Source organism: Kinneretia sp. DJ1R-11, assembly GCF_025717595.1.
GTDB lineage: Bacteria > Pseudomonadota > Gammaproteobacteria > Burkholderiales > Burkholderiaceae_C > Paucibacter_A.
Map to the genome: position 1 here is coordinate 242,423 of NZ_JAJIRR010000007.1, position 25,499 is coordinate 267,921.

General features: G+C 60.9%; 20 protein-coding genes. 17 read left to right on the top strand and 3 right to left on the bottom strand.

Annotated features, from left to right (window positions below; all coding sequences use genetic code 11):
* Positions 1–124: 124 nt before the first annotated feature.
* Genes LNV23_RS13995 through LNV23_RS14015 form a run of 5 tightly spaced genes read left to right on the top strand, consistent with a single transcriptional unit; the run spans position 125 to position 5,983 of the window.
* Positions 125–1,213, top strand: coding sequence for an ABC transporter ATP-binding protein (locus tag LNV23_RS13995; RefSeq protein WP_263563518.1), 1,089 nt, complete (start codon positions 125–127; stop codon positions 1,211–1,213).
* Positions 1,210–2,151, top strand: a complete 942-nt coding sequence (locus tag LNV23_RS14000) for an ABC transporter permease subunit (protein WP_263563519.1) — start codon at positions 1,210–1,212, stop codon at positions 2,149–2,151. Before LNV23_RS13995 ends, LNV23_RS14000 begins: the two co-directional genes overlap by 4 nt.
* The gene (locus LNV23_RS14005) at positions 2,148–3,002 is read left to right on the top strand and encodes an ABC transporter permease (RefSeq protein WP_263517371.1); all 855 of its coding nucleotides are present in this window, start codon (positions 2,148–2,150) and stop codon (positions 3,000–3,002) included. Before LNV23_RS14000 ends, LNV23_RS14005 begins: the two co-directional genes overlap by 4 nt.
* A 31-nt stretch (positions 3,003–3,033) precedes the next feature.
* On the top strand, positions 3,034–4,443 hold the full coding sequence (locus LNV23_RS14010; RefSeq protein WP_263563520.1) for a DUF3138 family protein: 1,410 nt from the start codon (positions 3,034–3,036) through the stop codon (positions 4,441–4,443).
* Positions 4,444–4,477: 34 nt separating this feature from the next.
* A complete protein-coding gene (locus LNV23_RS14015) occupies positions 4,478–5,983 on the top strand; it encodes an aldehyde dehydrogenase (protein WP_263563521.1) in 1,506 nt (501 codons plus the stop codon).
* 9 nt (positions 5,984–5,992) lie between these two features.
* Here LNV23_RS14015 and LNV23_RS14020 read toward each other — a convergent pair whose 3' ends face one another.
* Complete coding sequence (locus tag LNV23_RS14020; RefSeq protein WP_263563522.1) at positions 5,993–7,258, bottom strand: pyridoxal-dependent decarboxylase, exosortase A system-associated; 1,266 nt, start codon at positions 7,256–7,258, stop codon at positions 5,993–5,995.
* Between the two features lie 49 nt (positions 7,259–7,307).
* Positions 7,308–8,945, bottom strand: coding sequence for an acyl-CoA ligase (AMP-forming), exosortase A system-associated (locus LNV23_RS14025; protein ID WP_263563523.1), 1,638 nt, complete (start codon positions 8,943–8,945; stop codon positions 7,308–7,310).
* Positions 8,946–9,231: 286 nt separating this feature from the next.
* Here LNV23_RS14025 and LNV23_RS14030 point away from each other — a divergent pair, with 286 nt between their 5' ends.
* From LNV23_RS14030 to LNV23_RS14075, 10 genes are all read left to right on the top strand, one after another.
* Entirely contained in the window at positions 9,232–9,483 is a 252-nt protein-coding gene (locus tag LNV23_RS14030; RefSeq protein ID WP_263517376.1) for an acyl carrier protein, read from the top strand.
* A gap of 11 nt (positions 9,484–9,494) precedes the next feature.
* Positions 9,495–10,319, top strand: a complete 825-nt coding sequence (locus LNV23_RS14035) for a hydrolase 2, exosortase A system-associated (RefSeq protein WP_263563524.1) — start codon at positions 9,495–9,497, stop codon at positions 10,317–10,319.
* Positions 10,316–11,230, top strand: a complete 915-nt coding sequence (locus tag LNV23_RS14040) for a hydrolase 1, exosortase A system-associated (RefSeq protein WP_263563525.1) — start codon at positions 10,316–10,318, stop codon at positions 11,228–11,230. Before LNV23_RS14035 ends, LNV23_RS14040 begins: the two co-directional genes overlap by 4 nt.
* The gene (locus tag LNV23_RS14045) at positions 11,227–12,435 is read left to right on the top strand and encodes a DegT/DnrJ/EryC1/StrS family aminotransferase (RefSeq protein WP_263563526.1); all 1,209 of its coding nucleotides are present in this window, start codon (positions 11,227–11,229) and stop codon (positions 12,433–12,435) included. Before LNV23_RS14040 ends, LNV23_RS14045 begins: the two co-directional genes overlap by 4 nt.
* Before the next feature lie 8 nt (positions 12,436–12,443).
* Positions 12,444–14,627: a GNAT family N-acetyltransferase gene (locus LNV23_RS14050; protein WP_263563527.1), complete on the top strand. Its 2,184-nt coding sequence runs from the start codon at positions 12,444–12,446 to the stop codon at positions 14,625–14,627.
* 40 nt (positions 14,628–14,667) lie between these two features.
* Positions 14,668–15,426 carry a tetratricopeptide repeat protein gene (locus tag LNV23_RS14055; protein WP_263563528.1) on the top strand — a complete coding sequence of 253 codons (759 nt, stop codon included), beginning with the start codon at positions 14,668–14,670 and terminating at the stop codon, positions 15,424–15,426.
* Positions 15,427–15,459: 33 nt separating this feature from the next.
* Positions 15,460–16,923, top strand: coding sequence for a lipopolysaccharide biosynthesis protein (locus LNV23_RS14060; protein WP_263563529.1), 1,464 nt, complete (start codon positions 15,460–15,462; stop codon positions 16,921–16,923).
* Positions 16,920–18,005, top strand: a complete 1,086-nt coding sequence (locus LNV23_RS14065; protein WP_263563530.1) for an acyltransferase family protein — start codon at positions 16,920–16,922, stop codon at positions 18,003–18,005. Before LNV23_RS14060 ends, LNV23_RS14065 begins: the two co-directional genes overlap by 4 nt.
* Before the next feature lie 8 nt (positions 18,006–18,013).
* On the top strand, positions 18,014–18,961 hold the full coding sequence (locus LNV23_RS14070; RefSeq protein WP_263563531.1) for a sialate O-acetylesterase: 948 nt from the start codon (positions 18,014–18,016) through the stop codon (positions 18,959–18,961).
* Between the two features lie 329 nt (positions 18,962–19,290).
* Positions 19,291–20,445 (top strand): hypothetical protein, encoded by a 1,155-nt coding sequence (locus LNV23_RS14075; protein ID WP_263563532.1) that lies wholly within the window; start codon positions 19,291–19,293, stop codon positions 20,443–20,445.
* A 32-nt stretch (positions 20,446–20,477) separates the two neighbouring features.
* Here LNV23_RS14075 and LNV23_RS14080 read toward each other — a convergent pair whose 3' ends face one another.
* Positions 20,478–21,962 (bottom strand): hypothetical protein, encoded by a 1,485-nt coding sequence (locus LNV23_RS14080; RefSeq protein WP_263563533.1) that lies wholly within the window; start codon positions 21,960–21,962, stop codon positions 20,478–20,480.
* A 452-nt stretch (positions 21,963–22,414) separates the two neighbouring features.
* Here LNV23_RS14080 and LNV23_RS14085 point away from each other — a divergent pair, with 452 nt between their 5' ends.
* Positions 22,415–24,103: an asparagine synthetase B family protein gene (locus LNV23_RS14085; RefSeq protein WP_263563534.1), complete on the top strand. Its 1,689-nt coding sequence runs from the start codon at positions 22,415–22,417 to the stop codon at positions 24,101–24,103.
* 65 nt (positions 24,104–24,168) lie between these two features.
* A complete protein-coding gene (locus LNV23_RS14090) occupies positions 24,169–25,491 on the top strand; it encodes a putative O-glycosylation ligase, exosortase A system-associated (RefSeq protein ID WP_263563535.1) in 1,323 nt (440 codons plus the stop codon).
* Positions 25,492–25,499: the final 8 nt, after the last annotated feature.

Below are 25,499 nucleotides of genomic sequence, written 5' to 3' on the forward strand. Positions count from 1 at the left end.
AGTGAATGGGTGAACAGGTGAACCACAACCTCGCGCAGCCGCCCCGGAACTCGCCATTCACGATTCACGATTCACGATTCACGATTCACCTGTTCACCTGTTCACCCATTCACCTCTTCCCCCCATGTCCACCAACTACCTGCAAATCGACAACGTGGTCAAGGACTTCGGCGGCGGCGCTGTCGCCGTGGACAGGGTGTCCATCGACATTGCCAAGGGTGAGATCTTCGCCCTGCTCGGCTCCTCGGGCTGCGGCAAGACCACCTTGCTGCGCATGTTGGCCGGTTTCGAGACGCCGAGCAGCGGCCGCATTATCTTGAATGGGCAGGACCTGGCGGGTCTGCCGCCCTACGCCCGGCCCATCAATATGATGTTCCAGAGCTATGCGCTGTTTCCCCACCTCAGCGTCTGGGACAACATCGCCTTCGGCCTGCGCCGAGACGGCCTGCCCAAGGACGAAATCGCCAGCCGCGTCGAAGCCATGCTCAAGCTGGTGCAGCTGGGCAAGTACGCCAAACGCAAACCCCACCAGCTCTCAGGCGGCCAGCAGCAGCGCGTGGCTCTGGCGCGCAGCCTGGCCAAGAAGCCACAGCTGCTGCTGCTCGACGAGCCGCTGGGCGCGCTCGACAAGAAACTGCGCGAGCAAACGCAGATCGAGCTGGTCAACATCATCGAAAGCGTGGGCGTGACCTGCGTGATGGTGACGCACGACCAGGAAGAGGCCATGACCATGGCCACCCGCATCGCCGTGATGAGCGAGGGCCGCATCCTGCAAGTGGGTGCACCGGCCGACATCTACGAGACCCCAGCCACCCGCTTCGTGGCCGACTTCATCGGCAACGTCAATTTGATGGAGGGCCAGCTCAGCGTCGACGAGCCCGACCATGTGGTGATCGATTGCGCGGACTGCCAGCACTATGTCGGCCATGGCATCACCGGCACGGCCGGCATGGCAGTCAGCGTGGCCCTGCGGCCCGAGAAGATCCGCCTCAGCAGTGAGAAGCCCGAAGGCGAGTTCAATCAGGTGCGAGCCACGGTACGCGACCTGTCCTACTTCGGCGCCTTCACTGTCTATCACCTGCAACTGCCCAGCGGCCAGGTGATCAAGGTCAGCGAAAGCAATCTGGAGCGCCACCGCGCCGACCCGCTGAGCTGGGACCAGCAGGTCTGGGCCCACTGGTCGCCCACGGCCCAGGTGGTGCTGACCCAATGAGGGCCAAGCTGCTTTCCGGCCGCAGCGCCGTCATCGCCCTGCCCTACGCCTGGCTGCTGGCTTTCTTTGCCCTGCCCTTCCTGATCGTCCTGAAAATCAGTGTCTCCGAGATGGAGACCGTGCACTTCAAAGACCTGCTCAGTTATGCCGACGGCATGCTGCGCATCGCCATCAAGACCAGCAACTACATTTTCATCACCCAGGATGAGCTCTACTTCAAGGCCTATCTGGCCAGCCTCAAGTACGCAGCCATTACCACGGCGGGCTGCTTGCTGATCGGCTACCCCTTTGCCTACTTCATGGCACGCGCCCGGGCCAGCCTGCAGCCGGCCCTGCTGATGCTGGTGATGCTGCCCTTCTGGACCAGCTTCCTGCTGCGCGTATACGCCTGGAAAGGCCTGCTGGGCGAACATGGCTGGGTGGCCGAAGCGATCACCGGCCTGGGGCTGGATCAGCTGCTTTACTCGGCCGGCATGATTCCAGCGCTGGGCAAGCTGCTGAACACGCCCTTCTCCCTGGTGGTGGGCATGGTCTACACCTACCTGCCCTTCATGGTGTTGCCGCTCTACGCCAACCTGGCCAAGCTGGACCTGCGCCTGCTGGAGGCGGCCAGCGACCTCGGCGCCACACCCTGGCAGGCCTTCTGGCGCATCACCGTGCCCTTGTCCAAGGCGGGCATCATTGCCGGCGCGATGTTGGTCTTCATCCCCTGCGTGGGTGAGTTCGTCATCCCCGAGCTGCTGGGCGGGCCGCAGACCTTGATGATAGGCCGCGTGCTCTGGGACGAGTTTTTCTCTAACAACGACTGGCCCATGGCCTCCAGCGTGGCCGTAGTAATGATTCTGCTGATCATCGTGCCTCTGGCTTTGTTCAACCGCTACCAGGCCGAAAGCCAGGCCGGACCGGCCGCCGGCCGCGGCAAAGGAGGCCAGCCATGAACCGCGCCCTGCTCGGCCCCAAGGCCACTCGGTGGTTCGCGCGCAGCTGGCTGGGCCTGGTGTTCGCCTTCCTCTACCTGCCCATCTTCACCCTGATCCTCTACTCCTTCAACGACTCCAAGCTGCCCTCGGTCTGGGGCGGTTTCACCTTCAAGTGGTATGTCGAGTTGATGCAGGACAGCGAATTGCTCAGCGGCCTCAAGCTCTCGCTGGAGATCGCCTTTGCCACTGCCTGCGCCTCGGTGCTGCTGGGCACGTTTGCGGCCTTCGCCCTGGTCAAATACAAGCGCTTCAAGGGGCGCACCTTGTTTGCCGGCATGGTCAATGCGCCCTTGGTGATGCCCGAAGTCATCGTGGGCCTGTCCCTGCTGCTGATGCTGGTGTCGCTGCAGCGCGCCCTGGGCTTCCCGGAACGCGGCGCCCTGACGATCTGGCTGGGTCATCTGCTGCTCGGCATGGCCTATGCCACGGTGGTGATCCAAGCCCGCCTGTCCGAGCTGAACCCGCAGCTGGAAGAAGCCGCCATGGACCTGGGCGCTCGACCGCTACAGGTGTTTGCGCTGGTCACCCTGCCCATGATCACGCAGTCCATGCTCTCGGCCTGGCTGCTGACCTTCACCCTGTCGTTGGACGATGTGGTGCTCTCGGCTTTCCTGAGCGGGCCGGGCTCCACCACCCTGCCCCTGGTGATCTTCTCGCGCGCCCGGCTGGGTGTCAGCCCCAGCATCAATGCCGTCGCCACCGTCATCATCGTGCTGGTGGCCCTGGGCGTGGTGCTGGCCAGTTACCTGATTGCACGCGCCGAACGCCGGCGCAGTCTCGATATGGCGGCCGCCCAGCGCGGCGGCTGAAACCGACCCACAAAACCAAGGAGCCGATGCCATGAAACCCCACTCGCATGCAAAGACTGTCGCCCCCCTGCTGGCCGCACTGAGCCTGGCTCTCCTGGCTGCCTACCCTGGCGCCGCGCGGGCCCAGAGCAATGAAGAACTGCTCAAAGAGCTGCGCGAGCTTAAGGAGCGCGTAGGACAGTTGGAAGACAAGCTGAAGGCCGCGGAGCAGAAAGCCGCCGCGCCGGCGCCCGCGACGGCACAGTGGGGCATGACACCGCAGCAGGTCCAGGAGTTCAACCGCATCGCCGTCAAAACCGAAGCCCTGGAAGACAACGCCGAGGCCATGGGCACCAAGGGCCTGAAGATCAGCGGCTATATGGAGCCGACTTACATCTACAACCGGGCGCAGAACCGGGCCAGCTTCCAGTTTCTGAACAATGTCGCCAACGACGGATTCAACTACGACAACTCCTATATGGGCACCTTGGCCCTGGACTTTCAAAAGGAAACCGACAACGGCACGCGCTGGCGCCTGACCCTCTCGCCCAACCGCGGTACCGATGCCGTCATCGGCAATGGCGGCATCGTTCAGGAAGCCTCGGTGTCGGTGCCCCTCGGTGACCTGCAGACCCGCATGATCGCCGGCCACATCCCGGACTGGTCAGGCTACGAGTACTTGCCGCCGACTCAGAACAAGCTGATCACCCACAACCTGCTGTTCGACTTCACCCTGCCCACCGCCTACACCGGCGCCGGTGTCGAGCTGACCCGTGGCAAATGGATCACGAAGGCCGTGCTCGCCAATATGAATGCCTCCAAGTTGCCGTCCGGCGAAAAGGCGCCGGTGCTGGCTTACCGGGTCGACTATGCGCGCGGCGAGTTCCAAGGCTTCGGCTTTGCCGGCGTGCACGGCAAGGCAGCCAATGGGGTCGGCGGCACCAAAAACACCGAGCTGCACCTGTTTGAGGTAGACGGCTATTTCATCCGGGGCGATTGGACCGTGCAGGGCCAGCTGAGCCTGGGCCAGCAAAAACGTGCCGCCATCACGCCGGACCCGGAAACCGGCGCTTTGCGCACCGCCCAATGGCTGGGCCTCTCGGGCCTGGCGGCCTACAAATTCTCGCCGCGCGTCGAGGGCATTGCGCGGCTGGACTGGCTGAAGAACGACAAGCATGGCGGTGGCCTGCTCGGTTATGGCGCTGACCCGCGCAACGGCATCGGCCCGGCCATCGTCGGCCGCGACGCGGACAGTGGCGAGCTGATCTTCGGCGATGCCGAGAAAGGCGCCACACGCACGGCGCTGTCGCTGGGCCTGAACTACCTCTACGACCTGAACACCAGCTTCAAGCTCGAATACCGGCTGGACCGCGCCAATGTCAGCGTGTTCGAGCAGGTCAAGGACGGCAGCTTCCGCAAGAGCAACAGCTTGCTGGGCGCGGCCATGGTGGTCAAATTCTGATTCCTCTGAACTCCGCACCGAAAGCCTCCCGACCATGAACCGCCCCAGCCCTGCCGCCATCAACTGGCATGAACGCGCCGCCGCCCTCAAGATCGACGGCCGACCGGTGATCGAAGGGCAACGCCGGGACACGCTGGCCGGCTTGCAGTTCGACTGCATCTCTCCACTCGACGGCAAAAGCTTGGGGCTGGTTTCGCGCGGACAGGCGGCCGACATCGACGCCGCCGTGGCTTCGGCTCGGGCGGCCTTTGAGGACGGCCGCTGGTCGCGCCGCGCGCCTGCGGCACGCAAGCGCGTGCTACAGGCCTTTGCAGAGAAGATCCTTGCCGCCAAGGAAGAACTGGCCCTGCTCGAGACCCTGGATATGGGCAAACCCATCCAGTACGCGCTGGCGGTGGACGTGCCTTCGACGGCGCGCTGCATCGCCTGGTATGCCGAGGCCGTGGACAAGATCTACGACGAAATTGCCCCCACCGGCCCCAATGCTCTGGCCCTGATCCAGCGTGAGCCCATGGGTGTGATCGGAGCCATCGTGCCCTGGAACTACCCCATGATCATGGCCGCCTGGAAGCTGGGGCCGGCCCTGGCCGCGGGCAACTCGGTGGTGCTTAAGCCCAGCGAGAAGTCGCCGCTGACGGCACTGCGCCTGGCCGAACTGGCGCTGGAAGCCGGCCTGCCCGCGGGCGTCTTCAATGTCGTTCCCGGCTACGGCCATGAGGCCGGCGAGGCCCTGGCCTTGCACATGGACGTGGACGCCATCGGCTTCACCGGCTCCACCCGAGTCGGCCGCAAGATGCTGGAGTACGCGGGCCGCAGCAACCTCAAGCGGGTCTACAACGAGCTGGGCGGCAAATCAGCCTTCCTGGTCTTTCCCGATTTCGACGACCTGCCACGCGCGGCCAAGACCGTGGCCGGCAGCATGTTCTTCAACCAGGGCGAGAGCTGCAATGCGCCTTCACGCGTGTTGGTGCATGACAGCATCGCCGACGAGTTCTTGGCCCTCTTGGCCGCAGAAGCCCCCAAATACCAGGCCGGCGACCCGCTGGACCCGAAGACCGTGATGGGCGCCCTGGTGGACGCCGGGCAGCTCGGTACGGTGATGGGCTATATCGAATCGGGTCGCAGCGAGGGCGCCCGCGCTGTCGTCGGCGGCGAGCAGCAGCGCATCGAGACTGGCGGTTATTTCGTCGCGCCAACCATCTTTGACGGCGTGACGCCGGCCATGAAGATCGCTCGCGAAGAGATCTTCGGTCCGGTGATGAGCGTGCTGCGCTTCAAGGACGAAGCCGAGGCCGTTCGTCTCGCCAATGACAGCCCTTACGGCCTGCAGGCCAGTGTCTGGAGCAGCCATATCGACCGCGCCCACCGCGTCGCCCGCGCCCTGCGCGCCGGCACCGTGCACGTCAACCAGTACGACGAGGACGACCTGACCGTGCCCTTCGGCGGCTACAAGCAAAGCGGCAATGGGCGGGACAAGTCACTGCATGCGTTTGACAAGTACACGGAGTTGAAGACCACCTGGCTCCGCATCAACGCCTGAACACCGAGATCAGACCAGCACTTCCACGCAGCGCGGGTGGCCGAGGAAATGCTCGGGACTGGCACTGGCACCGTAGGCGCCCGACTGGAACACCACGGCCAAATCGCCGATTTCGGCCACGGGCAGGTCCATGCGGTCGGCCAGCAGGTCCAGCGGTGTGCACAGCGGGCCGACCACCGAGGCCGTCTCGCGCTCGCTGACCGGCGCGCCGCCGAGTTGGCGCACGATGGTGACCGGGTAGTTCTTGCGGATCACCTGGCCGAAATTGCCCGAGGCCGACAAATGGTGGTTCAAACCGCCATCGGTGACCAGATAGGTCTGGCCGCGCGAGACCTTGCGGTCGACGATGCGAGTCACGTAAATGCCGGCCTCGCCCACCAGATAACGGCCCAACTCGATGACCAGATGCGCCTGCGGCATCTCCACTGCAGCGCGCTCGACCAGCTGCTGCAGATTGGCGCCAATCGGGGCCAGGTCCAGCACTTGTTCACCTGGGAAGTAGGTGATGCCGAAGCCTCCACCCAGATTCAGGAATTTGACCGGCGAAGGGGCCAGAGTCGCCAGGCGCAGGGCCAGCTCGTATGACTTCTGCTGCGCTTCGCAAATCGACTCAGGCTTCAGATTCTGCGAACCGGCAAACAAATGGAAGCCTTCGAAAGCCAGGCCCAGACGGCCGATCTCGGCCAGCAACTCGGGCATCTGCTCGGTGTCGATGCCGAATTGCTTGGGGCCGCCACCCATCTTCATGCCCGAACCCTTGAGCTCGAAGTCGGGGTTGACGCGCACGGCCACGCGGGCCGGGAGACCATAACGCTTGGACGCAGCGGCCAGCACAGGCAGCTCACGGGCTGACTCCACATTGACAAGCACGCCCGCGGCCACGGCCTGATGGAGCTCGATGTCACGCTTGCCCGGGCCGGCAAAGCTGATTTCGACCGGATCAGCGCCGGCATTGAGTGCCACCTGCAGCTCACCGGCCGAAGCCACATCGATGCCATCGACCAGACCGGCCATCCAGCCCACCACGGCAGGCAGAGGATTGGCCTTCATGGCGTAGTGCAGCTTGACCTGCTTGGGCAGGGCCGCGCGCAGCTGGGCCACGCGCTCGCGCAACAGGCCGCGGTCGTAAGCATAGAACGGCGTCTGGCCCACGCGCTCGGCCAGCAGGCTGAGGCTCTGACCGCCGATCTGCAGCGAACCATCGGCCGCTTGCGGGAACTGGGTCATGGGGGCGTGCAGCGGGGCGCGCTTGGGGGTGGGCGTGGCGTCAGACATGGTGGGTTCGGGAACGTCTTCTTTGAATGGGTGGCGACTCAGCGATCAATCAGGCCGAAGTCTGCTGGCGCTCGACCCAGGCGGTGGACAACAGCTTGCGGTCTATCTTGCCATTGGGGTTGCGCGGCAGTGGGCCGGGCTGGGCTTCGATGCCAGCCGGCACCATATAGGCTGGCATGTGCAGGCGGCACTGCGTTTGCAGCGCGGCCAGGTCCAGCGTTTCCGCGCCCGCCGGCGGCGTGGCAATGACTTGGATGGCCTGGCCCAAGGTCGGATGGTCCACGCCGAAGGCCACGCACTCACCGACCAGCTTGGTGGCATAGAGGATTTCCTCGACCTCGGTCGGACTGACCCTGTAGCCCGAGGTCTTCATCATCTCGTCACGGCGGCCAATGAAGTAGAGGAAACCTTCGGCATCACGGCGCACGTTGTCGCCCGAAAACACGGCGTACTCGGGCAGTTGCAGGCCGCCTTCGCGCCCAGCCACGCCAACCTGCAGCAGCTTGTAGCGTTCGGCCGTCTTCTCGGCGTCGTTCCAATAGCCCAGGCCCACCAGGGCGCCGCGGTGCACCAGCTCGCCTGGCTCCTCGGGCGCGCATTCGCTGCCGTCCTCGCGGAGCACCAGGATCTCAGCATTGGGGATGGCTTTGCCGATGGAATCCGGCCGGCGGTCCACCTCTTCGGGCGGCAGATAGGTCGAGCGGAAGGCCTCGGTCAGGCCGTACATCAGGAAAGGCTTGGCGGCCGGCACGCGCTGGCGCAGCAGGTCCAAGGTTTCGCGCGGCATGCGCCCGCCGGTGTTGGCGAAGTAACGCAGGTTCTCGTTGATCGCGGCGGGCCACTCGAGCTGCGAGAGCTGAATGTAGAGCGGCGGCACAGCGGTCAGGCCGGTGACCTTCTCGCGCTCCATGGCCTTGAGCACATCACGCGGCATCAGGTAGTTGAGCAGCACCACGCGCGCGCCAGCATGGAAGGCCGTGGTCAACTGGCTGAAGCCGGCATCGAATGACAGCGGCAGCGCAGCCAACAAGGTGTCCTGCGCCCGGTTTTCCAGATAGCTGGCCACGCTCTTGGCGCCGGCCACCATATTGCGATGCGAGAGCACCACGCCTTTGGGGCGACCTGTGGAGCCCGAGGTGTAGAGGATGGCGACCACATCGGTGTCGATGACGCGGTGGCCGGCGCAGGCCGGGGCGGCCATGAACTCGGCCCAGCTGTGCAGGCGCACACCCTCGGGTGGCGGCGGCAGCGTGGCGGCCGCGCCTTCGGTGAGCACGATGTGCTTCAGGCTGCTGCCTTGCGCGAGGGTGGGTTGCAGCAAGGCGTAGCGCTCGGGCGAGGTCAGCAGCACGCTGACGGCGCAGTCGGCCATGATGAAACCGACCTGCTCGGGCTTGAGCAAGGGGTTCATGGGCACGAACACCATGCCAGCAGCCGGCGCGCCAAAACTGCCAACCACGGTCTCGATGCGCTTGTCCAGATAGATACCCACGCGGCTGGCACGCGCCAGGCCCGTGGCCATCAGGCCGGCGCTAAAGGCAATCACCTGATCAGCCAGTTCCGCGTAGCGCAAATGGCTTGAGCCAGCCGTCACGGCCAGGGCATCGGGCGTGCGCGCGGCGCTCACCAGAATCAACTCATGCAGCAAATGGGCTTCCCGAACAGACGCGGAACAAGATTCAGTCATGCTTCACCAAGCAAAAAGGCAGGCCAGAAAACAGGAGCTCAAAATGTAGCGCATGGCCTGGAGCCAAAGCCTGTTTCACCCATGCGTCACAAGCGAGCAGGCGGGAGTGTGCACGCGAATGGCCGCCCCGTTTTCACGCCGCGCGTGAAAACTACCTCCGCCCCCCAAGAGCAGGGGGGCCGACACAGGGAAATGGCGCCATTTCGGCCTGATAAGATCGCGCGCCGCAACGCCGCTGGCGATGCCCGCAGGCGCAATCCCCGCGCCCTACAACCGAAGCAGCCGAATGAGCACAGAAAAGCATGTCCTGAGGATTCTGGACGAGGTCCTGAGTCTGGATGGCCGCAGCGCCACCTTCACCCGCGATACCCCCCTGCTGGGCGCAGTGCCGGAGCTGGATTCGATGGCCGTGGTCAGCCTCATCACTGGACTGGAAGAACAATTGGGCATCGTCACCGACGACGATGAAATTGACGGCGCGACCTTCGCCACCGTTGGCTCGCTGGTGGACTTTGTCGACGCCAAGCTGGCCGGCTGAACCACGCCTGCATGAGCGCGCCGCACGCCGTATTCCTGGATGCCCCTCATAGCGCTGACCAGCGCTATGCCCTGCTTCACCGGCCTGTGGGTCCGCTTCGCGGTCGCGTGCTTTACCTGCCGCCTTTCGCCGAGGAAATGAACAAAAGCCGGCGCATGGCAGCCCTGCAAGCGCGGGCGCTGGCCGTAGCCGGCTATGCCGTGCTGCAACTGGATCTGCAAGGCTGCGGCGACAGCGACGGCGACTTTGCCGATGCGTCCTGGCAGGGCTGGATCCAGGACTGCCTGCTCGGCCTCGACTACCTGAATGCCCAGGTCGGCTCTGAAGCGCCCCTGACCCTCTGGGGCCTGCGCGCCGGCTGCCTTCTCGCCCCTGCGGTGGCCGAAGCACTGAGTGAACCTTGCCATTACTTGTTCTGGCAACCCAGCACCCAGGGCAAGCTGGTGCTTCAGCAGTTCATTCGCTTGAAAACCGCTGCCGCCATGATGGACGGTCAGCAAAAAGGCATGGCCGAGCAAGTGCGCCAAGCCTTGGCTCACGGTGAATGCGTAGAAATCGCCGGTTATCGCTTGCCTCCCGCACTGGCCCAGGGCCTGGAGGCCGCCAGCCTCAAACCGCCGCAGCGCAAAGGCAATGACGAAGCGCATCTGGCCTGGATCGAAATCTCACGTACGGCGCCAGAGTTGAGCCCCGCTTCGCAAACCATGAGCCAACAATGGGCGAACGCGGGCTACCGCCTGCAAAGCGCTGTGGTGGCAGGCCCCGCGTTCTGGCAGACGACGGAAATCGAAGACGCGCCGGATCTGCCGCCCATCACGCTGGAGCTGATGGCATGAATGCGGTGACGACAAGCGCTTACCGCCAGCAGTCCTTGAACTTTAGCTGCGAGGGTCAGACCCTCCAGGCCGTGCTGACGCTGCCGAGCGCCCCCGCAACATCGCCGGGCGATCTGGGTGTGCTGGTGGTGGTGGGTGGCCCGCAGTACCGCGCCGGCAGCCACCGCCAGTTCACCTTGCTGGCTCGTGAGTTGGCGCGCCAGGGCTTTCCGGTGCTGCGTTTTGACCACCGTGGCATGGGCGACAGCAGCGGACCCTTGCACGATTTCAAGCAGATCACACCCGACATCGGCACCGCCATTGAAGCCTTCCAAAGCGCCCACCCCGGCCTCCGCCGCGTGGTCATCTGGGGCTTGTGCGATGCGGCTTCAGCGGCGCTGATGTACTGGCAGCGCAGCCGCGACCCACGCATCGCGGGCCTGTGTCTGCTCAACCCCTGGGTTCGTTCCGAAGCCAGCCTCGCCAAGGCCACCGTCAAGCATTACTACCTGGACCGCCTCAAGCAGCCGGAGTTCTGGAAAAAGCTGCTCAGCGGCCGGGTGGCCGGCGCAGCGCTGCGCGACCTGATCGGCAATCTGCGCCGCGCGCGCGGGGCTGGCGCCGGCACGCGCGCCGCAGCCTCCATGAACTTCCAGCAAGAAATGGCGCTGGCCTGGACGGAGCTGAAGTCCCCGCTGCTACTGATCCTGAGCGGACGGGACCTGACCGCCAAGGAATTTCTGGAGCATGCGCAGGCCGACGCGGCATGGCAGGGCTTGCTGCAGGCCCCACATGTGACACGAACCGACTTCCCCGAGGCCGACCACACGTTTTCGAACGCGCAGGCACGCGATCAAGTGGCCCAAGCGACCGCCGCCTGGCTGTGCGTGAAGGTCAACTCGTCGGCAGCACAAGTTTCAGCTCGGTCATGAACCAAGCGCCCACCCCCGGTTTGCGTCGCCTGCGCTTTGACGCAAGCCCTTGCAACTTCCCGCGTGCGGCGGTGCCAATGCTGGCGCAACCAGAGCTTGCTTGCCTGCAATGGCAAGTGAATCCGCGCCTCGCGATGTCGCCCTGGGGAACTGAGTCATTCAAGCGTGGACGCTACGCTTTACACGAGGCAATGCGCCGTTCAGGCCTGGGACCAGGAACTGCTCTGTTAGCCCCCTCTTACCACTGCCTGACGATGCTGGATCCCGCTCTGCGGTTAGGTGCGGCGATCAAACTTTTTCCAGTCAATGCAAATTTGACGCCCGATATAGGTGCACTAAAAAATATCGTGCATCACCAACATGGCGATCAGCGCATTCAGGCATTGCTAATTCCACATTACTTTGGAATTGCACAATCGCTTGAGAATATGCTGGAATTAAAGCAGATATGCCTCGATGCAAAAATCAGCCTCATCGAAGATTGCGCCCACATACTGACACTTGGTCCGCAGCATCCCGCGCCCGATGCAGGCATTCATGGGGACTGGATTGTTTCAAGCCCATACAAGTTTTTTCCAATTACAGAAGGCGGCCTACTTTGGTCTTCACAGCACGATCATGCTAACGCCTCATCCGAGACACACACTCCAAGCACTGGACCTAGGTGGCGCGAAATCCTAGTGCTTTGGCAACATATCTTCGGAATTAAGACGCTTAGAACCAGATCAACAAACCGCGCCGATTTTTTACCAAACTTTAGCCAAGCGCATGAATGGGAAGAAGCTTGCGACTCGGCATCGCCATACTACAAGCCAAATGATGAACTCACACAGGAATCAATTCTAGCCAGCCGATTGATTCGTCACACCAACATCCAAGCTTTGCAAGCGCGCCGACGAGAGAATTTCATAAATTGGTTGGAGGTATGCAAAACCTTGCGCCAGGCCACTCCATTGCATACTGAACTACCGGCGGGCACTATTCCTTATATGTTCCCCCTGCTACTGAAAGATTTCAAGACACATTTCGACACCCTCAAGCGCGCGGGCCTACCATTGGGCAGATGGGACAATATGGTTGATTCAAATTGCCCGACTGCGAAGCACTACCGCATGAGCCTTGTTCACCTGCCTTGCCACCAAAGCATTAGCAAATCGCAGTGGACCTGGATGGCCTCTACTTTACGTCAGATTCTAGAGAAATGAACGAGGACATGGACGGCTGGCAAATACACAGAATTCATAGAGAACTTGGCCAGTTCGCCGAAGCCTGGGATGCGCTCAATTGCCGCTCATTCCATGATCATCCGATGCTGAGCAGCAAGTTCGTGAACTCATTACTTCAGCATTTCTCCAGAGGTGATGAGCTGATCTGCATCCACAAAGACCAAGCCGAAGTTAATGCCATGTGCATAGTCCATAGGCACATGGCTGGCTTGTGGGCCACATTTCTCCCCAGTCAAGCGCAGATCGCCCCATCGCTACTGCCCGACATTTCGATGGTGCACGACTTACTTCGTCGCCTACCGGCCCCTGCGTGGTCTATCGACTTGCTCTGCATAGACTCAGCATTCACAAAGCTATCAGGATCACCGAACCCTAAGATTCGCCGCATCGAACATGCGAGAACGATATCCATACCAATGACTGGCGGGTTCGAAGATTACTGGAACCATCGCCCCAAAAAGTTAGCAAGCAATATGCGTCGATACCTGCGGCGCAGCCAAGAAGAAACAACGAAGACGGATTTCAGAGTTATAACTGCACCCGAAGAAATTGAGGCGGCGGTGCTTCGCTACGCCGAGCTTGAAGCAAGCGGATGGAAAGGTGAAGAAGGGACTGCACTAGCGCCAGACAATCAACAATTCCACTTCTATCGAGAAGTGATGTACAAACATGCTGTGCGTCAGAAAGCGTTGATTTTCGAGCTTTGGTTTGAGTCGACGCTGGTAGCGTCTCGCCTTGTGATCTTACGTAGTGAATCGGTGGTATTTCTCAAGACAACCTACAAGGAAACGCACGCAAGGCTAGCACCTGGACGCATACTTCTCCAGCTGGTAATTCAGACATTATTTGAACGCTATCCTGGTCGAAAAATTGAGTTCTACACCAACGCCGACAATGACTTGTTGGCGTGGGGAGTCACCTCACGCCACATTGTTCACCTCAGCTTGGTACGTCATGCAATGATCGCGAAATCATTCGCCGCAGCCCGTCAGCTGCGCCAGTTTTTCAATCCGCAGGCCCGACAGTTGAGCACTCAAACTCCAGAAGGTCGGCTTGAGCACTATCTCAAGCCGTCTGATTTCCCTGCAGATGTGCTAGCTTTGATGCGGGCAGCAGAAATCGAATCGACTCAGTTTGGAGCTGACTGGTACGAAGGCCTGCTCGCTACCGTCATGACGGCCAAGGACGAGGCTGGTTTTTTTGTTTACCGGAAAGGTGAACATGCGCTAATTGTCTTGCCGGTTCGAATTGAATTTGACCCTAAGCGTGGCCGACGTCATATGGCCCCCTTAGGCAATTACTACACGGCCTTGTATGCCCCTGCATTGGCGCCAGAAGCAAATGCCGAAGACATGGGCCATATGTTTAGGCTGATGCTCGCCCAATTGCCAAAATTACACGGCCTTCGCTTCTCGCCAATGGCCCAAGAATCAGCAGCATTTCACCTAATTGGCGAGGGTTTGCGACAAGCCGGATTGAAGACTCATGAGTATTTTTGCTTTGGAAACTGGTTTGAGAACATAGCTGAAGGCGCCAATTACGACCAGGACTTGCAAAGTAGCAACTCCCGAAGCACTATTCGACGGCGACTGAAAAAACTTCTACAAGAAAAAGGTCGTCTCGAAATCATTAGTCAACCCGAAGATCTTGATCGCGGACTGAAGGCCTACACCCAAGTCTACTCTCGCAGTTGGAAGCAACCCGAACCCTATATTGAGTTCATTCCATCACTGATGCGTACTTGCGCCGCAAACGGCTGGCTTAGACTGGGTTTGGTTTGGCTTGAAGACGTCCCAATTGCTGCACAACTGTGGATTGTTGCCCACGGACGAGCAGACATTTACAAGCTAGCCTACGACGAAGACTATAAGCATCTAGCTCCTGGCAGCATACTTTCTGCAGAACTCATGAAGCACGTAATTGACGTAGACCGTGTTCGAGAAGTCGACTACCTGATCGGAGATGACCCATACAAGAAACGATGGGTCAGCCAGCGTCGTGAACGGTGGGGCTGGATGGCGTACAACACCTCAACACCGCAAGGCATGTGGGATCATGCGCGTGAATGTTTGATCCGCTTCCTTCGCCCATTGCTGGCATCTTTGAAGAAGAAGCTTCAGCCAAACCAGGATTCCAAAGGCAGCGAGCTCCTTGAGCCTGTTGATCGATAAGCAGCACTCCTTGTGAGGCCTCCCTATGACTCGCGCAATCATGAAACACCGACAAGTAAGTGGGCTTACTCAAAGCGCGGCCATATGCTTGTCAATTCTTATCATGTGCCAGGCGGCACATGCTCAGCCGGCAAAACTCAGCAAAGGCGAAATATCCTTACTTCCGGATTTCTGCCAGGACAGACTGAACTATCCAGTCTATAGCTGGACGAACCCTAGGTGGGCATACTGGCGCAGTCGTATGGGCGACTCATTTCAACACGTTCATCACTATTGCTGGGCTCTCGTCAGCATCAGAAGAGCTACATCGACCAGCAATCCAACTCAACGTGAGCATTTGTACGCATCTGCGATCAGAGATCTCGAATATGTTTTGACAAACGCTGCCGACGACTTCCGGCTTTTGCCGGAGATATACGTGCGCATCGGCGAGGCCGCCGTTCGCACAGGAGACTTCGGCAAGGCCTATGATGGGTTCGCGACGGCGCGCCAGATCAAGCCTGGCTACGCACCTGCGTACATTGGTTGGGCTGAAGTGTTGCTCAAAGCAGGACAAAAAGGCGCAGCGCTGGAGATCCTGACAGAGGGGCTACGCGTGGCGCCGGAATCTACGGAAATGCGCTCCTTCCTCAAGCGGCTTGGTGCTACACCTCCCGAGTTGCCCACCGACGGCAGCGACGCGAACAACGCATCCCCCCCTGCTGATCGTTCGCGCTTGCCTTCGCCACCGGCATCGACCCCTGCCTCCGTTTCGATCGCACCATCAAGCTCAAGCACCGCCAGCGCGGCAGGCAATTGACGCCTAGCACAGCACTGCAAAACTGTTCCATCTATGACCACTGTCCGCCGCTCACTGGCCTATTCCCTGGCCGACAACTATCTGGGCGTGGTGCTGCAATTACTGAGCACTCTGGTCATTTCCCGCCTGCTGAACCCCACCGAAATCGGCATCTTTGCCGTGGCGGCCGTGCTCTCCAGCCTGGCCTCGACCTTCCGGGACTTCGGCGTGGCCGAGTACCTGATTCAGGAGAAAGAACTGAGCGAGGCCAAGATCCGGGCCTCGCTCGCGGCCAATATTGGTGTGTCTTGGCTGATGGCCGCCCTGCTCTTCTTTGGCAGCAGCTGGGTGGGCGATTTCTACCGCCAGGACGGCGTGACCGATGTGCTGCGCGTGCTGTCATTGAACTTTCTGCTGGTGCCTTTTGGTGCGGTCACCATGGCCTGCTTTCGCCGGGACATGAACTACCGGCCCATCTTCCTGATCAATATCAGCGCCAACATCGTCGGCTTTGTGGTCGTGATGGCCTGTGCCCTGGCCGGCCTGGGCTATATGAGCATGGCCTGGTCTTCGCTGGCTTCCATTGTCTGGACCGTGGGCCTGGCCAACTTCATGCGGCCTGCCAGCATGCCGCGCTGGCCCGGACTCAAGGGCATTGGCGAGGTCATCCGTTTTGGCAAGCAAGCGACTGGCATCTACCTGTTCTCACAGGCCGGCCGCAGCGCGCCTGAGGCCGTGATCGGTCGTGTGCTCGATATGGCGGCAGTCGCCTTCTACAGCCGGGCCAACGGCCTGATGGAGATCTTCAACCGCACGGTCTTGCGCGCCGTCATGCCGATCTGCCTGCCGTATTTCGCCCGCGCTGCGCGAGCCGGTGAAGACAGCAAGACGGGCTATATCAAAGCATTGGCCTTGTTGACCGGCATCGGCTGGCCCTTCTTTTTGTTCATCGGACTGCTGGCCTATTCCGCCATCCGTATTCTTTACGGCTCGCAATGGTTGGACAGCGTGCCGCTGGCACAGGTTCTCTGCTTGGTCGCTGCAGCAGAACTACCCTATTACCTGGCCGGAGAAATGCTGATCGCTCAGGGTCGAATTGACCTGGCGACCAAGCTGCAGTTCGCCACCCAGTGTTTCCGCCTGCTGGCTTTGGCGCTGGTGTTTCCCTTCGGCCTGATCGGTGCGTGCTGGGGCCTGCTGCTGGCGGCTCTGGGGACCGCAGCCCTCTCCCATGCGCTGCTGCACAAGGTGGTGGGCTTCCGACTGCAGCACCTGCTTGCGGCCTGCCGAAGCAGCGCGCTGGTCGCGGTGCTGAGTTTCATACCGGCATGGCTGCTGCTTCAATTCGCGCCGCTCAACGCAGACAATTTCGTTCGCATGCTGATTGCAGCGGCAGCGCTGTCCATCCCGGTATGGCTCTTGGCCATCAGGGCCTTCAAGCACCCCTTGTGGCTGGAGTTCAGCACCCTGGGCACTGCACTAGTTCAGAAAATCAATCAGCGAAAGCGTACGGCATGAGTTCCACGCCCCCATCCACGGCACCCGCGTCCTCGGTGCGCCTGGACCAGGTCGACGCATTGCGGGGCCTGGCGGCACTGGCCGTCGTGCTGTTCCACTACACCGCCCAGCATCAAAAGCTGTTTGCCCCAGTCACCAGCGCCAGTTTCTCGGTGCCCTGGGGCTATCTCGGGGTCAATCTGTTTTTCATCATCAGCGGCTTCGTCATCTTCATGACCCTGGACCGCTGCCGGCAGCCCATGGATTTCGTGGTCTCGCGCTTCAGCCGCCTGTTTCCGTCCTACTGGCTGGCGATTGCACTGACTTTTGCTGTGGTCAGCAGCTTTGGTCTGCCCGGCAAGGAAGTCAGCGCCTGGCAGGCCGCGGCCAATCTACTGATGCTCCATGGCTTTGCCCATGTCCCACATGTGGACGGGGTCTATTGGACGCTTGAAGTGGAGATGTTGTTCTACATCGCCATGTTCACGTTGTACCGAGTCGGGCGCTTGTCGGCTGTGCATCGCGCCATCGCCATGTTTCTCTCGCTCAGGCTCATTTACCTCGCCTGCGCGCAATTTCTTTCCATTGACCTCCCTTGGATTTTTCATCGAACCTTGTTTCTGAGCACCGCGCCCTGGTTCGCCCTTGGCATCTGTGTTCGTCAACTCACCCAGTTGGCCGCAAATTCACATGCGCCGGCAACGAGCCTCAAGCGCAGCATCACGGGCTCCGTGCTGCTGGCACTGCTCTGCATCGGCTGGGGTGAGGGCTGGCCGATGGCCTTGCTGGCTACGGTCTTTGCCGTCCTGGTCCACGCTGCGGCCCTGGGACGTTTGCCGCTGCTGAGATGGTCACTGCTGGGCTGGCTCGGAGCGATCTCCTACCCCTTGTATCTGCTGCATGAGAACATCGGCTGGGTCTTGATGAACCAGATGCTGGCCCGGGGGATGCCCACCGATCTCACAATTGCATTGGCACTGGCCTTCAGCCTTGCCTTGGCACATGCAGTCACCCATATGGTCGAACGTCCGGCCATGGCTGCCATCCGGCGCCGCTGGACGCTGCGGCAAAGCTCGCCAGGCCGCTCGGCTCATTCCGTTTGACGCCAAAATTGGATCACACGCACGACCCTGAGCGAACTGCTTCGCGCTGGCGCCTTGGCAAGCGAAGGTCGGCATGGCTGCTGCTCCTTACGGCAATTGGCACGCTGGCCACTTGGTACGCTCTGCAACTGCGGCAGCAAGGTCGGCGCGATTCCTGGCTGGTCAATGAGCTGGCACATCGAGTCGGTGTCGCCCCGACCAACACCATATGCGCCGGCGATGAAGCCGTACCGCTCAAGCTGTTGATCCTGGGGCAGTCCAATGCGGGCAATCACGGTCCCCGTGTGGAGCTCGGTGCGAAACAAGCCACGGTCCAAATGAGGATCGGCGGCGACTGCATCAATGCCCAAGACCCTTTGCCGGGCGCCAGCGGCGACGGTGCCAGCATCTGGAGTCGTTTGCCGACCGCCTTGAGCTTACAAGGCTTGGCTCGCCCCCCCGAGATCGCACTATTGGCGATCCAGTCCACCACGATCGACGACTGGGCTCGACCAAGCAGCCCATTGAACCAGGCATTGCGGCAAGAACTTCAAGCGCTGAGCAAGGCAGGCTGGACACCCGATCTGGTGCTCTGGCAACAGGGTGAAGCTGATGTGCTGGCAGGCACCTCGACCAACGCTTACCAGCGAAGCTGGGGCGATCTGTTGCGTCAGATGCAGGGAGATGGCTTGCGGGCCCCTGTTTTGCTCGCCCACTCAACCCACTGTCGTTTCGAGCAAACGAACGGCATTGAAAACAAGCTTGGGACTTTGGCGGCCAAGGCGAACAATATCCGTCTGGCAATGCAGACCTTGACGCAAGAGCACAGCCAGTTGCTCCTCGGTCCGGACACCGATGAGCTTGCCGGCCCGACATTGCGCCGGGACGGTTGTCATTTCTCCAGCAAGGGCTTGGACGAAGCCGCCCGGCTGTGGAGTCAGGCCATCGCTTTCGCGCTGAACCGAAGTGCCCCGTAGCTTGCACAACCACAGCGTTCTGTCCCGACTTGCTTGGAATCAACAGCTATGAGCCGCAACCTGCAGCGACGGGAATTTCTTCAATCCGCAATCGGCCTTGGAGGCGCCTCCGCTTTGGCAGCCAATCTGGCGGCCTGTGGTGGCGGGGCTGCCAGCCCAGCACCAGCACCAGCACCAGCACCAGCACCAGCACCAGCNCAGCACCAGCACCAGCACCAGCACCAGTCCCGACGCCGGCGCCGGCGCTTCAACTGGAGGGCAGCATCTGGACGCCCAACCGCGATGAGGCTGGACAAGTTCTGATCAGTGACTGGGGCCAATTGCCCGCGATGCGCTGGCTATTTGTCGCCGACGCCGTCCTTGACTCGGTGATCGAGACACCGCGCTATCCCAAGCCCAAGGCCAGCAGCGGAGATGGCAGCCCCAACATCATTGGCGCCTGGGGCGGCGCGGCCTGGGATCACCAGAACCAGGTGATGTACATCAGCGGAGGCGGGCATGGCGACGCTCACGAGTGCGAAACCGGTATCTATGCTTTGTACGCTGCGCAACTGCGGTTCAAGCGGGTCGTCAACCGATCACCGCTGGATACGGTGCAGAGCTGGGACTTCAGCCAGGGCAAGATCGTTCCCCAGTCCTCAGGCAATTCGACCAATATGCCCCTGCGCCACGGCGTACCCGCGTCCATCCACACCTATGACGGTCTGGTCTGGATCCCACCCGGCCTGCCAGGCGCAGGGGCAACTGCAGGCGGACTCTTCTACCCCGGCAGTGCCCGTGCGATCGTGAACCTGGATCTGGCTCAGTATTCCAGTGCCCATTGGTTCAACCCATTGAACGCCACCGGCAGCTGGTCCTACAGTGCGGCTTTTCTAGATGGCAGCGCCATCTACGGTCCGCACGACAGCTTTGCACATTTCAAATTTGATCTGAATGCCTATGAAGCCACCGATTGGAGCGCGCAAAGCCTGGGTCAGCTGAAGTTCAATGCCTACAGCTCCAGCACGGCGCTGCCCTATGCAAATCGGGCCTGGACCCTGATGCGCGAGCGTCGCGAGCAAGTTTCCATTTTCGGAGATGCCATGGGCGTGAGGCTGCGTCACGGTCAAGCTCTGGATGCCAAGGCCAGCAACTGGACGAGCTATCACGAGCGCCTGAGCCTGAGCTCCACGGACGGCTCCCACCTGGATTTCAACAGCATCAGCTTGGCCGACGACGGCCCACTGGCGAACGCGGGCCTGCAGTACGACCACGCACGTGCCTGCTTATGGGTACAAAGCAATGCCAAGGACGGCGGCCTTTACCGGATTGACGGCTTGGACGGCACAAATTGGCGGGTCAGCAGACAAGCCGGGCCTGCCGCATTGGCCGGCGCCGGACATGGCAGTTGGGGCCGCTTCCGGCTCGCTCGACTGGGAGAAAAAGATATCGCCTTGCGCGTGAGCAGCACCACGGAGCGGCTTCAGGTATTGCGCTTGGGCTGACGCTTCCAGCCGCTCAATCCCCGGGCCCTGGCCTAGCTGCGCGGACCGATGTACTCACGCGCAATCACGACAGAATTCATGCGGAAGTGCATATCGGCCGCTGCAGCTAGGGTGCCACCGTGGTACCAATCCAGCCAGAAACCCTGGATGCCCATTTCCGGATGACGACGCCAGCGCAAATCTTTGCGCTCCCAGGCCAATACGCCGTCGACCCAGACCCGGTACTGCCCGTCCCGGTTGGCCACGCCATTTCCCAAAGCATCGAACGGACCGCTGATGGTATTCATGACGATCTCATGCTCGATCGAGAACCAGCGCTCCTTGCTCAGCATCACGCCTGGCCAATAGAACACCTCGCCATAATTGGTCGGCTGATCCAAGTGGTACATATAGTTGGCGACGGTAAAGAGCGAGTCATAGGGATTCCCGTCGTTGCTCGACGATCCACCAAGCCCACGCATGGAGCTTCCCTCGTAAACCCATCCGGTCGAACTCGAATTCGCAGTTTTCTTTCCTGAACCTGGGGAGCCGCCATTTCCCGTTGTAGATTGCCAATAACCGGCAGAATTCCACCACCCGAAGCGGCCATCCCAGCCCGGCATTTTGTTTGCGTCAACCGCCGAGCCCCAGTCTTTTTCGAGGTACACCATGTACCGAGCGAAAAGCCGAGTTTCCACAGCAGCCGGCACGCCCTTGGCATCCCCGGCGACCACATTGCGCTCCAGATCGCCTCCGATCAGGGCCCCCTTGGCGATCACGCCGCGGACGTAGGTGCCATTGGCAGCAGACTCAATCTCTTGGCTGTAGCCCTGAGCCATGCTTCCTGACTGCCAATGCGTCCGATCAATGGTTGTGAAATCGGTGGCAAAAAGGACTTTTGCATGCTTGTCGATTCCACGGTCGCCCGGGTAACTGCTGGCAATACCTGTCTGGACCAAGCCGCTGCCGGCGCCAATCCTAAAAGTCGGTGGATCCAACTCAAAGACATAGAGACTGCCGGGGTACTTCAATTCCAGGCAATGCAGTTTGAAACTGGCGGTCCTGACTTGGCCCGACACTTTACTTAAATCGAACTGCACGACCGCGCACCAATTGCCCTTGGAAACCTCAAATTTGCCGCGAGTGTTTTTACTCGCGGTGGAGGTCGGAGACCATGCCGCATTGCACATACTTGGCAACACAAAGGTACCCGTGTCGGTCACAACTTCGAGCAGTGGCTGTAAGCTGGCATCGGAATACTCCCGCCCGGCAAACATGAAAGACCAATCCTGATTGCTGCGCAGGTAAAAACCGCGATTCACACCCTGTGCGAGCCAACGTTTGACCAGTGCCCCCACCTCCAGATTGACCCAACCAAGTGCCACGTTGCCAACTGCATACGGGTCTGGACCTTGTGCCACTCGATTGGCGTCCAGCCAGTCGCCGACCCGAGGATTCACCCAGCCGAGCTTGAGACGTTCGCTCCAGTACACGCTGTTGGGGCCACTCCCGCCGTCGAAGCTGAGGAATTGGGGCAATTGCCCACGAACAGGAGAAGGGGTCGGTGCGGGTACCGGGGCAGGCGCTGGTACCGGAGCAGGTTTCGGAGCCGGTGTCGGCGAGGGTGCTGGACTTGGATCCGGTATCGGAGTTGGGGCCGGCGTCGGAACAGGTATTGAAACGGCATCACCCCCAGTGCCACCACCACCGCCGCAAGCTGTCAAGGACATGCCACCCAATGCAGCCAATGAGGAACGCAAAAAAGCTCGGCGCTCGTCCCATGCGCGCTCACGATCAGCGTCCGCAGCGGTCTCTTCACCTGGACCCATGAAATCATTCTCTGGTTTCAAAACTTTGCTTCCCATAGACCGTGCGCGTGCACATTTTTCCCAGGACGCCCTGCTTGAGTTGCCAAGTACCCGGGCCCGACCACTATAGTCACGCCTTTCGGCCAAAACCAAGCCGCGCTCACACTTTCTTATTGTCACCAATGGAAACAACCGCCCTTTCGCCTCAAGCCATTGTGCTCGGCCAGCCCCGTTTCAAGTCCACCGGCATCCAAACGATCCAGGCTTCGGCGGGCTTGGAGCACGCATGGTTGGAGGCCCTGAAGCAAGGGCCGGCGGCGGCTGCGCAGAGTGCCGAAGGAGACTTTGCCGTGGCCCTGAACACCGAGCAAGGCCAGGTGTTCATGGCGCAGGACCGCTTTGCCACCTATGGCCTTTGCTACCGCGTGATCGAGGGCCAGCTGCTTTTTGCCGAGCGGGCCGATACCCTGGCCGACGAGGCCACCGAGCTCGACCCTCAGGCCCTGTTCGACTACCTGTACTTTCATTGCATTCCTTCGCCTCGCACCATTTACAAAGGCATCCATCGCCTGCCGCCTGGGCATTACGCCTGGTTCGACCAAGGCCGGCTGGAGGTCCAACCGTTCTGGCAGCCCGAGTTCCGCGAAAACGCTTCTCTCAGTTTTGAAACCGGCAAACAGGAATTTCTGCGCCTGCTGGAGCAATCGGTACAGCGTCAGTTTGATGGCAGCAAGGCCGCTTGTTTTCTCAGCGGCGGTACCGACAGTTCGACGGTGGCCGGCATGCTGATGCGCGCAAGCCCTTCGGGCGTGGCGAGCTACTCGATCGGCTTCGATGCAGAGGGCTATGACGAAATGGAATACGCGCGCCTGGCAGCGCGCCATTTCGGCACTGAACACCACGAGTACTACGTCACCCCCGACGACCTGGTGCGCAGTATTCCGGCCATGGCGGGACATCTCGACCAGCCCTTCGGCAACTCTTCGGTGCTGCCCGCCTTCTACTGCGCCAAGATGGCCAAGGAGGATGGTGTCAGCCGCCTGCTCGCGGGCGACGGCGGCGACGAGCTGTACGGGGGCAATTCGCGTTATGCCACACAGCGCCTGTTCGGCTTTTACGACCAGGTGCCGGGCGTGTTGCGCGCCGGCCTGATTGAGCCCATCGTTGGCAACAGCACCTTGAGCCGCATCCCTCTGGTGCGCAAGGCGGGCAGCTATGTCCGCCAGGCCAAGCAGCCCATGCCCGACCGCCTGCGCAACTACAACCTGATCACCCGGGTGGGCCCGGAGCAGGTGCTCAGCCCCGCCCTGCTGCAGCAGCTCGATCTGGATGCTCCGCTGGAACACCAACGCCAAACTTGGCGCGCCACCCCACAGCCCTGCAGTGAACTCAACCGCGAACTGGCCTATGACTGGCGCTACACCCTGGGCGAGAGCGATTTACCCAAGGTGCGGGCCGCCACCAGCTTGGCCGGTGTGTCGGTGGGCTTCCCAATGCTGGACCAAGGCTTGCTGGATTTCTCTTTGCAACTGCCCAGCAACTTCAAGCTGCGCGGCCAAAAGCTGCGTTGGTTTTTCAAGGAGGCGCTGAGAGGCTTCCTGCCCGACGAGATCATCACCAAGCGCAAACAAGGCTTCGGCCTGCCCTTCGGCGTGTGGACGGTCAAGAATCCGGGCCTTCAGAAACTGGCACGGCGCTCACTCGATTCCCTGGTCGAACGCGGCCTGGTGCGCGCCGACTACATCCACACCTTGCTCAACGAGCAGTTGCCTGCCTACCCCGGTTACTACGGCGAAATGGTCTGGATCTTGATGATGCTGGAGCAATGGTTGGAGCAGCACAAGCCCAACTACCGCCTCCAAGGAAACTGAGTTCGCGGGCCCGCCCCCCCCCCGACCGTGAACCCCACACGCGCACGCTGCAGCCGGCCGAAGCCATGAGAGACATCATCATCACCATGATCATCCTGGGCCTGCTGCCCATGGTGATCAAACGCCCCTGGACCGGCACTGTGGTCTGGGTCTGGCTGGCCATGATGATTCCCTATCGCCTGGCTTATGGCTTTGCGCGGGGCTTGCCCTTCGCCATGATCGTGGCGATCTGCACCTTGATCGGCATCGTCGCCATGCGGCCCAAGATGGCCTGGCCGAAGAGCAGTGTGAAGACGGTCTACCTGCTCTTCATCGGATGGATGTTCGTCACCTCGATCTTTGCCTTGAACAGCTCAGACAAAGTCATCGCTCAATTGGTGACGGTGCTGAAAATCCACTTCATGGTGATGTTGGCGGTTGCATTGATTCACGAACGCAAACAATTGGAGGTCTTGGTCTGGACACTGGTCGGTTCACTTGCGTTTTACGGCGTGAAAGGTGGCCTGTTCACCATAGCCAGTGGAGGTAGCGGTCGCGTTTGGGGTCCATCGGGCGGAGTTATCGAGGGAAACAATGAGCTTGGCGTTGCCCTGGTGGTCATCTTGCCCTTGCTCTTTTACCTTTATCAAATCACTGAAAAGAAGTGGCTGAGGCGTGGCTTGCTGTTCTCGGGTCTCGTCACCATGCTATGCGTGTTAGGGACGCAATCACGCGGGGCCTTGCTCGCGATTGTCAGCATGGCATGTATGCTTGGGTTGAAGAGCCGCCGCCCCGTGCTGACATTGGTGGCAATCGTTATGGTGTTGGGCGTGGCCATCGTGTTTATGCCAGACAGCTGGAACAAACGAATGAACACGATCCAGGATTTTCAAGCCGACGGCTCGGCCATGTCGCGGCTGTATACCTGGACCACCTTGTGGAACTGTGCGGTCGATCGACCCTTGGTGGGCGCCGGCTTTGGAACTGACAACCCACTGGTGTTTCGCCTCTATGGCCCCGCGATTGAAGTGGGTGGATATGACTTCGCGGGCGGCCAAGTGCTCGTAGCACACAGCATCTATTTCCAAGCCTTGGGTGAGCATGGCTTTCCTGGCTTGGCCCTGTTTCTTCTGCTCGGAGTAGTGACCTGGACACGAGCAAGCGCAGTTTCGAGCGCTGCGGCCAAAGCCCCTGACTTGGCGCCTTGGTTACCACTGCTGATGCGAATGGCACAAGCGAGCCTACTCGGCTTCGCAGTCGGCGGCGCCTTCCTGACCCTGGTCCACTTTGACCTTCCCTACTACCTGTGCGCCATCGTAATGATCGCCGATCACATGATGAAGAAGGTCCAAGCGCAATCAAGCTCGCCCTCCGCAGCAGCCACGGGCAGCGCACTACCTGCGCATTGAATGAATGC

Coding starts and splice junctions, on each gene's coding strand:
- LNV23_RS13995 (WP_263563518.1), top strand. CDS start 125: ATGTCCACCAACTACCTGCAAATCGACAACGTGGTCAAGGACTTCGGC.
- LNV23_RS14000 (WP_263563519.1), top strand. CDS start 1,210: ATGAGGGCCAAGCTGCTTTCCGGCCGCAGCGCCGTCATCGCCCTGCCC.
- LNV23_RS14005 (WP_263517371.1), top strand. CDS start 2,148: ATGAACCGCGCCCTGCTCGGCCCCAAGGCCACTCGGTGGTTCGCGCGC.
- LNV23_RS14010 (WP_263563520.1), top strand. CDS start 3,034: ATGAAACCCCACTCGCATGCAAAGACTGTCGCCCCCCTGCTGGCCGCA.
- LNV23_RS14015 (WP_263563521.1), top strand. CDS start 4,478: ATGAACCGCCCCAGCCCTGCCGCCATCAACTGGCATGAACGCGCCGCC.
- LNV23_RS14020 (WP_263563522.1), bottom strand. CDS start 7,258: ATGTCTGACGCCACGCCCACCCCCAAGCGCGCCCCGCTGCACGCCCCC.
- LNV23_RS14025 (WP_263563523.1), bottom strand. CDS start 8,945: ATGACTGAATCTTGTTCCGCGTCTGTTCGGGAAGCCCATTTGCTGCAT.
- LNV23_RS14030 (WP_263517376.1), top strand. CDS start 9,232: ATGAGCACAGAAAAGCATGTCCTGAGGATTCTGGACGAGGTCCTGAGT.
- LNV23_RS14035 (WP_263563524.1), top strand. CDS start 9,495: ATGAGCGCGCCGCACGCCGTATTCCTGGATGCCCCTCATAGCGCTGAC.
- LNV23_RS14040 (WP_263563525.1), top strand. CDS start 10,316: ATGAATGCGGTGACGACAAGCGCTTACCGCCAGCAGTCCTTGAACTTT.
- LNV23_RS14045 (WP_263563526.1), top strand. CDS start 11,227: ATGAACCAAGCGCCCACCCCCGGTTTGCGTCGCCTGCGCTTTGACGCA.
- LNV23_RS14050 (WP_263563527.1), top strand. CDS start 12,444: ATGGACGGCTGGCAAATACACAGAATTCATAGAGAACTTGGCCAGTTC.
- LNV23_RS14055 (WP_263563528.1), top strand. CDS start 14,668: ATGAAACACCGACAAGTAAGTGGGCTTACTCAAAGCGCGGCCATATGC.
- LNV23_RS14060 (WP_263563529.1), top strand. CDS start 15,460: ATGACCACTGTCCGCCGCTCACTGGCCTATTCCCTGGCCGACAACTAT.
- LNV23_RS14065 (WP_263563530.1), top strand. CDS start 16,920: ATGAGTTCCACGCCCCCATCCACGGCACCCGCGTCCTCGGTGCGCCTG.
- LNV23_RS14075 (WP_263563532.1), top strand. CDS start 19,291: ATGCGCTGGCTATTTGTCGCCGACGCCGTCCTTGACTCGGTGATCGAG.
- LNV23_RS14085 (WP_263563534.1), top strand. CDS start 22,415: ATGGAAACAACCGCCCTTTCGCCTCAAGCCATTGTGCTCGGCCAGCCC.
- LNV23_RS14090 (WP_263563535.1), top strand. CDS start 24,169: ATGAGAGACATCATCATCACCATGATCATCCTGGGCCTGCTGCCCATG.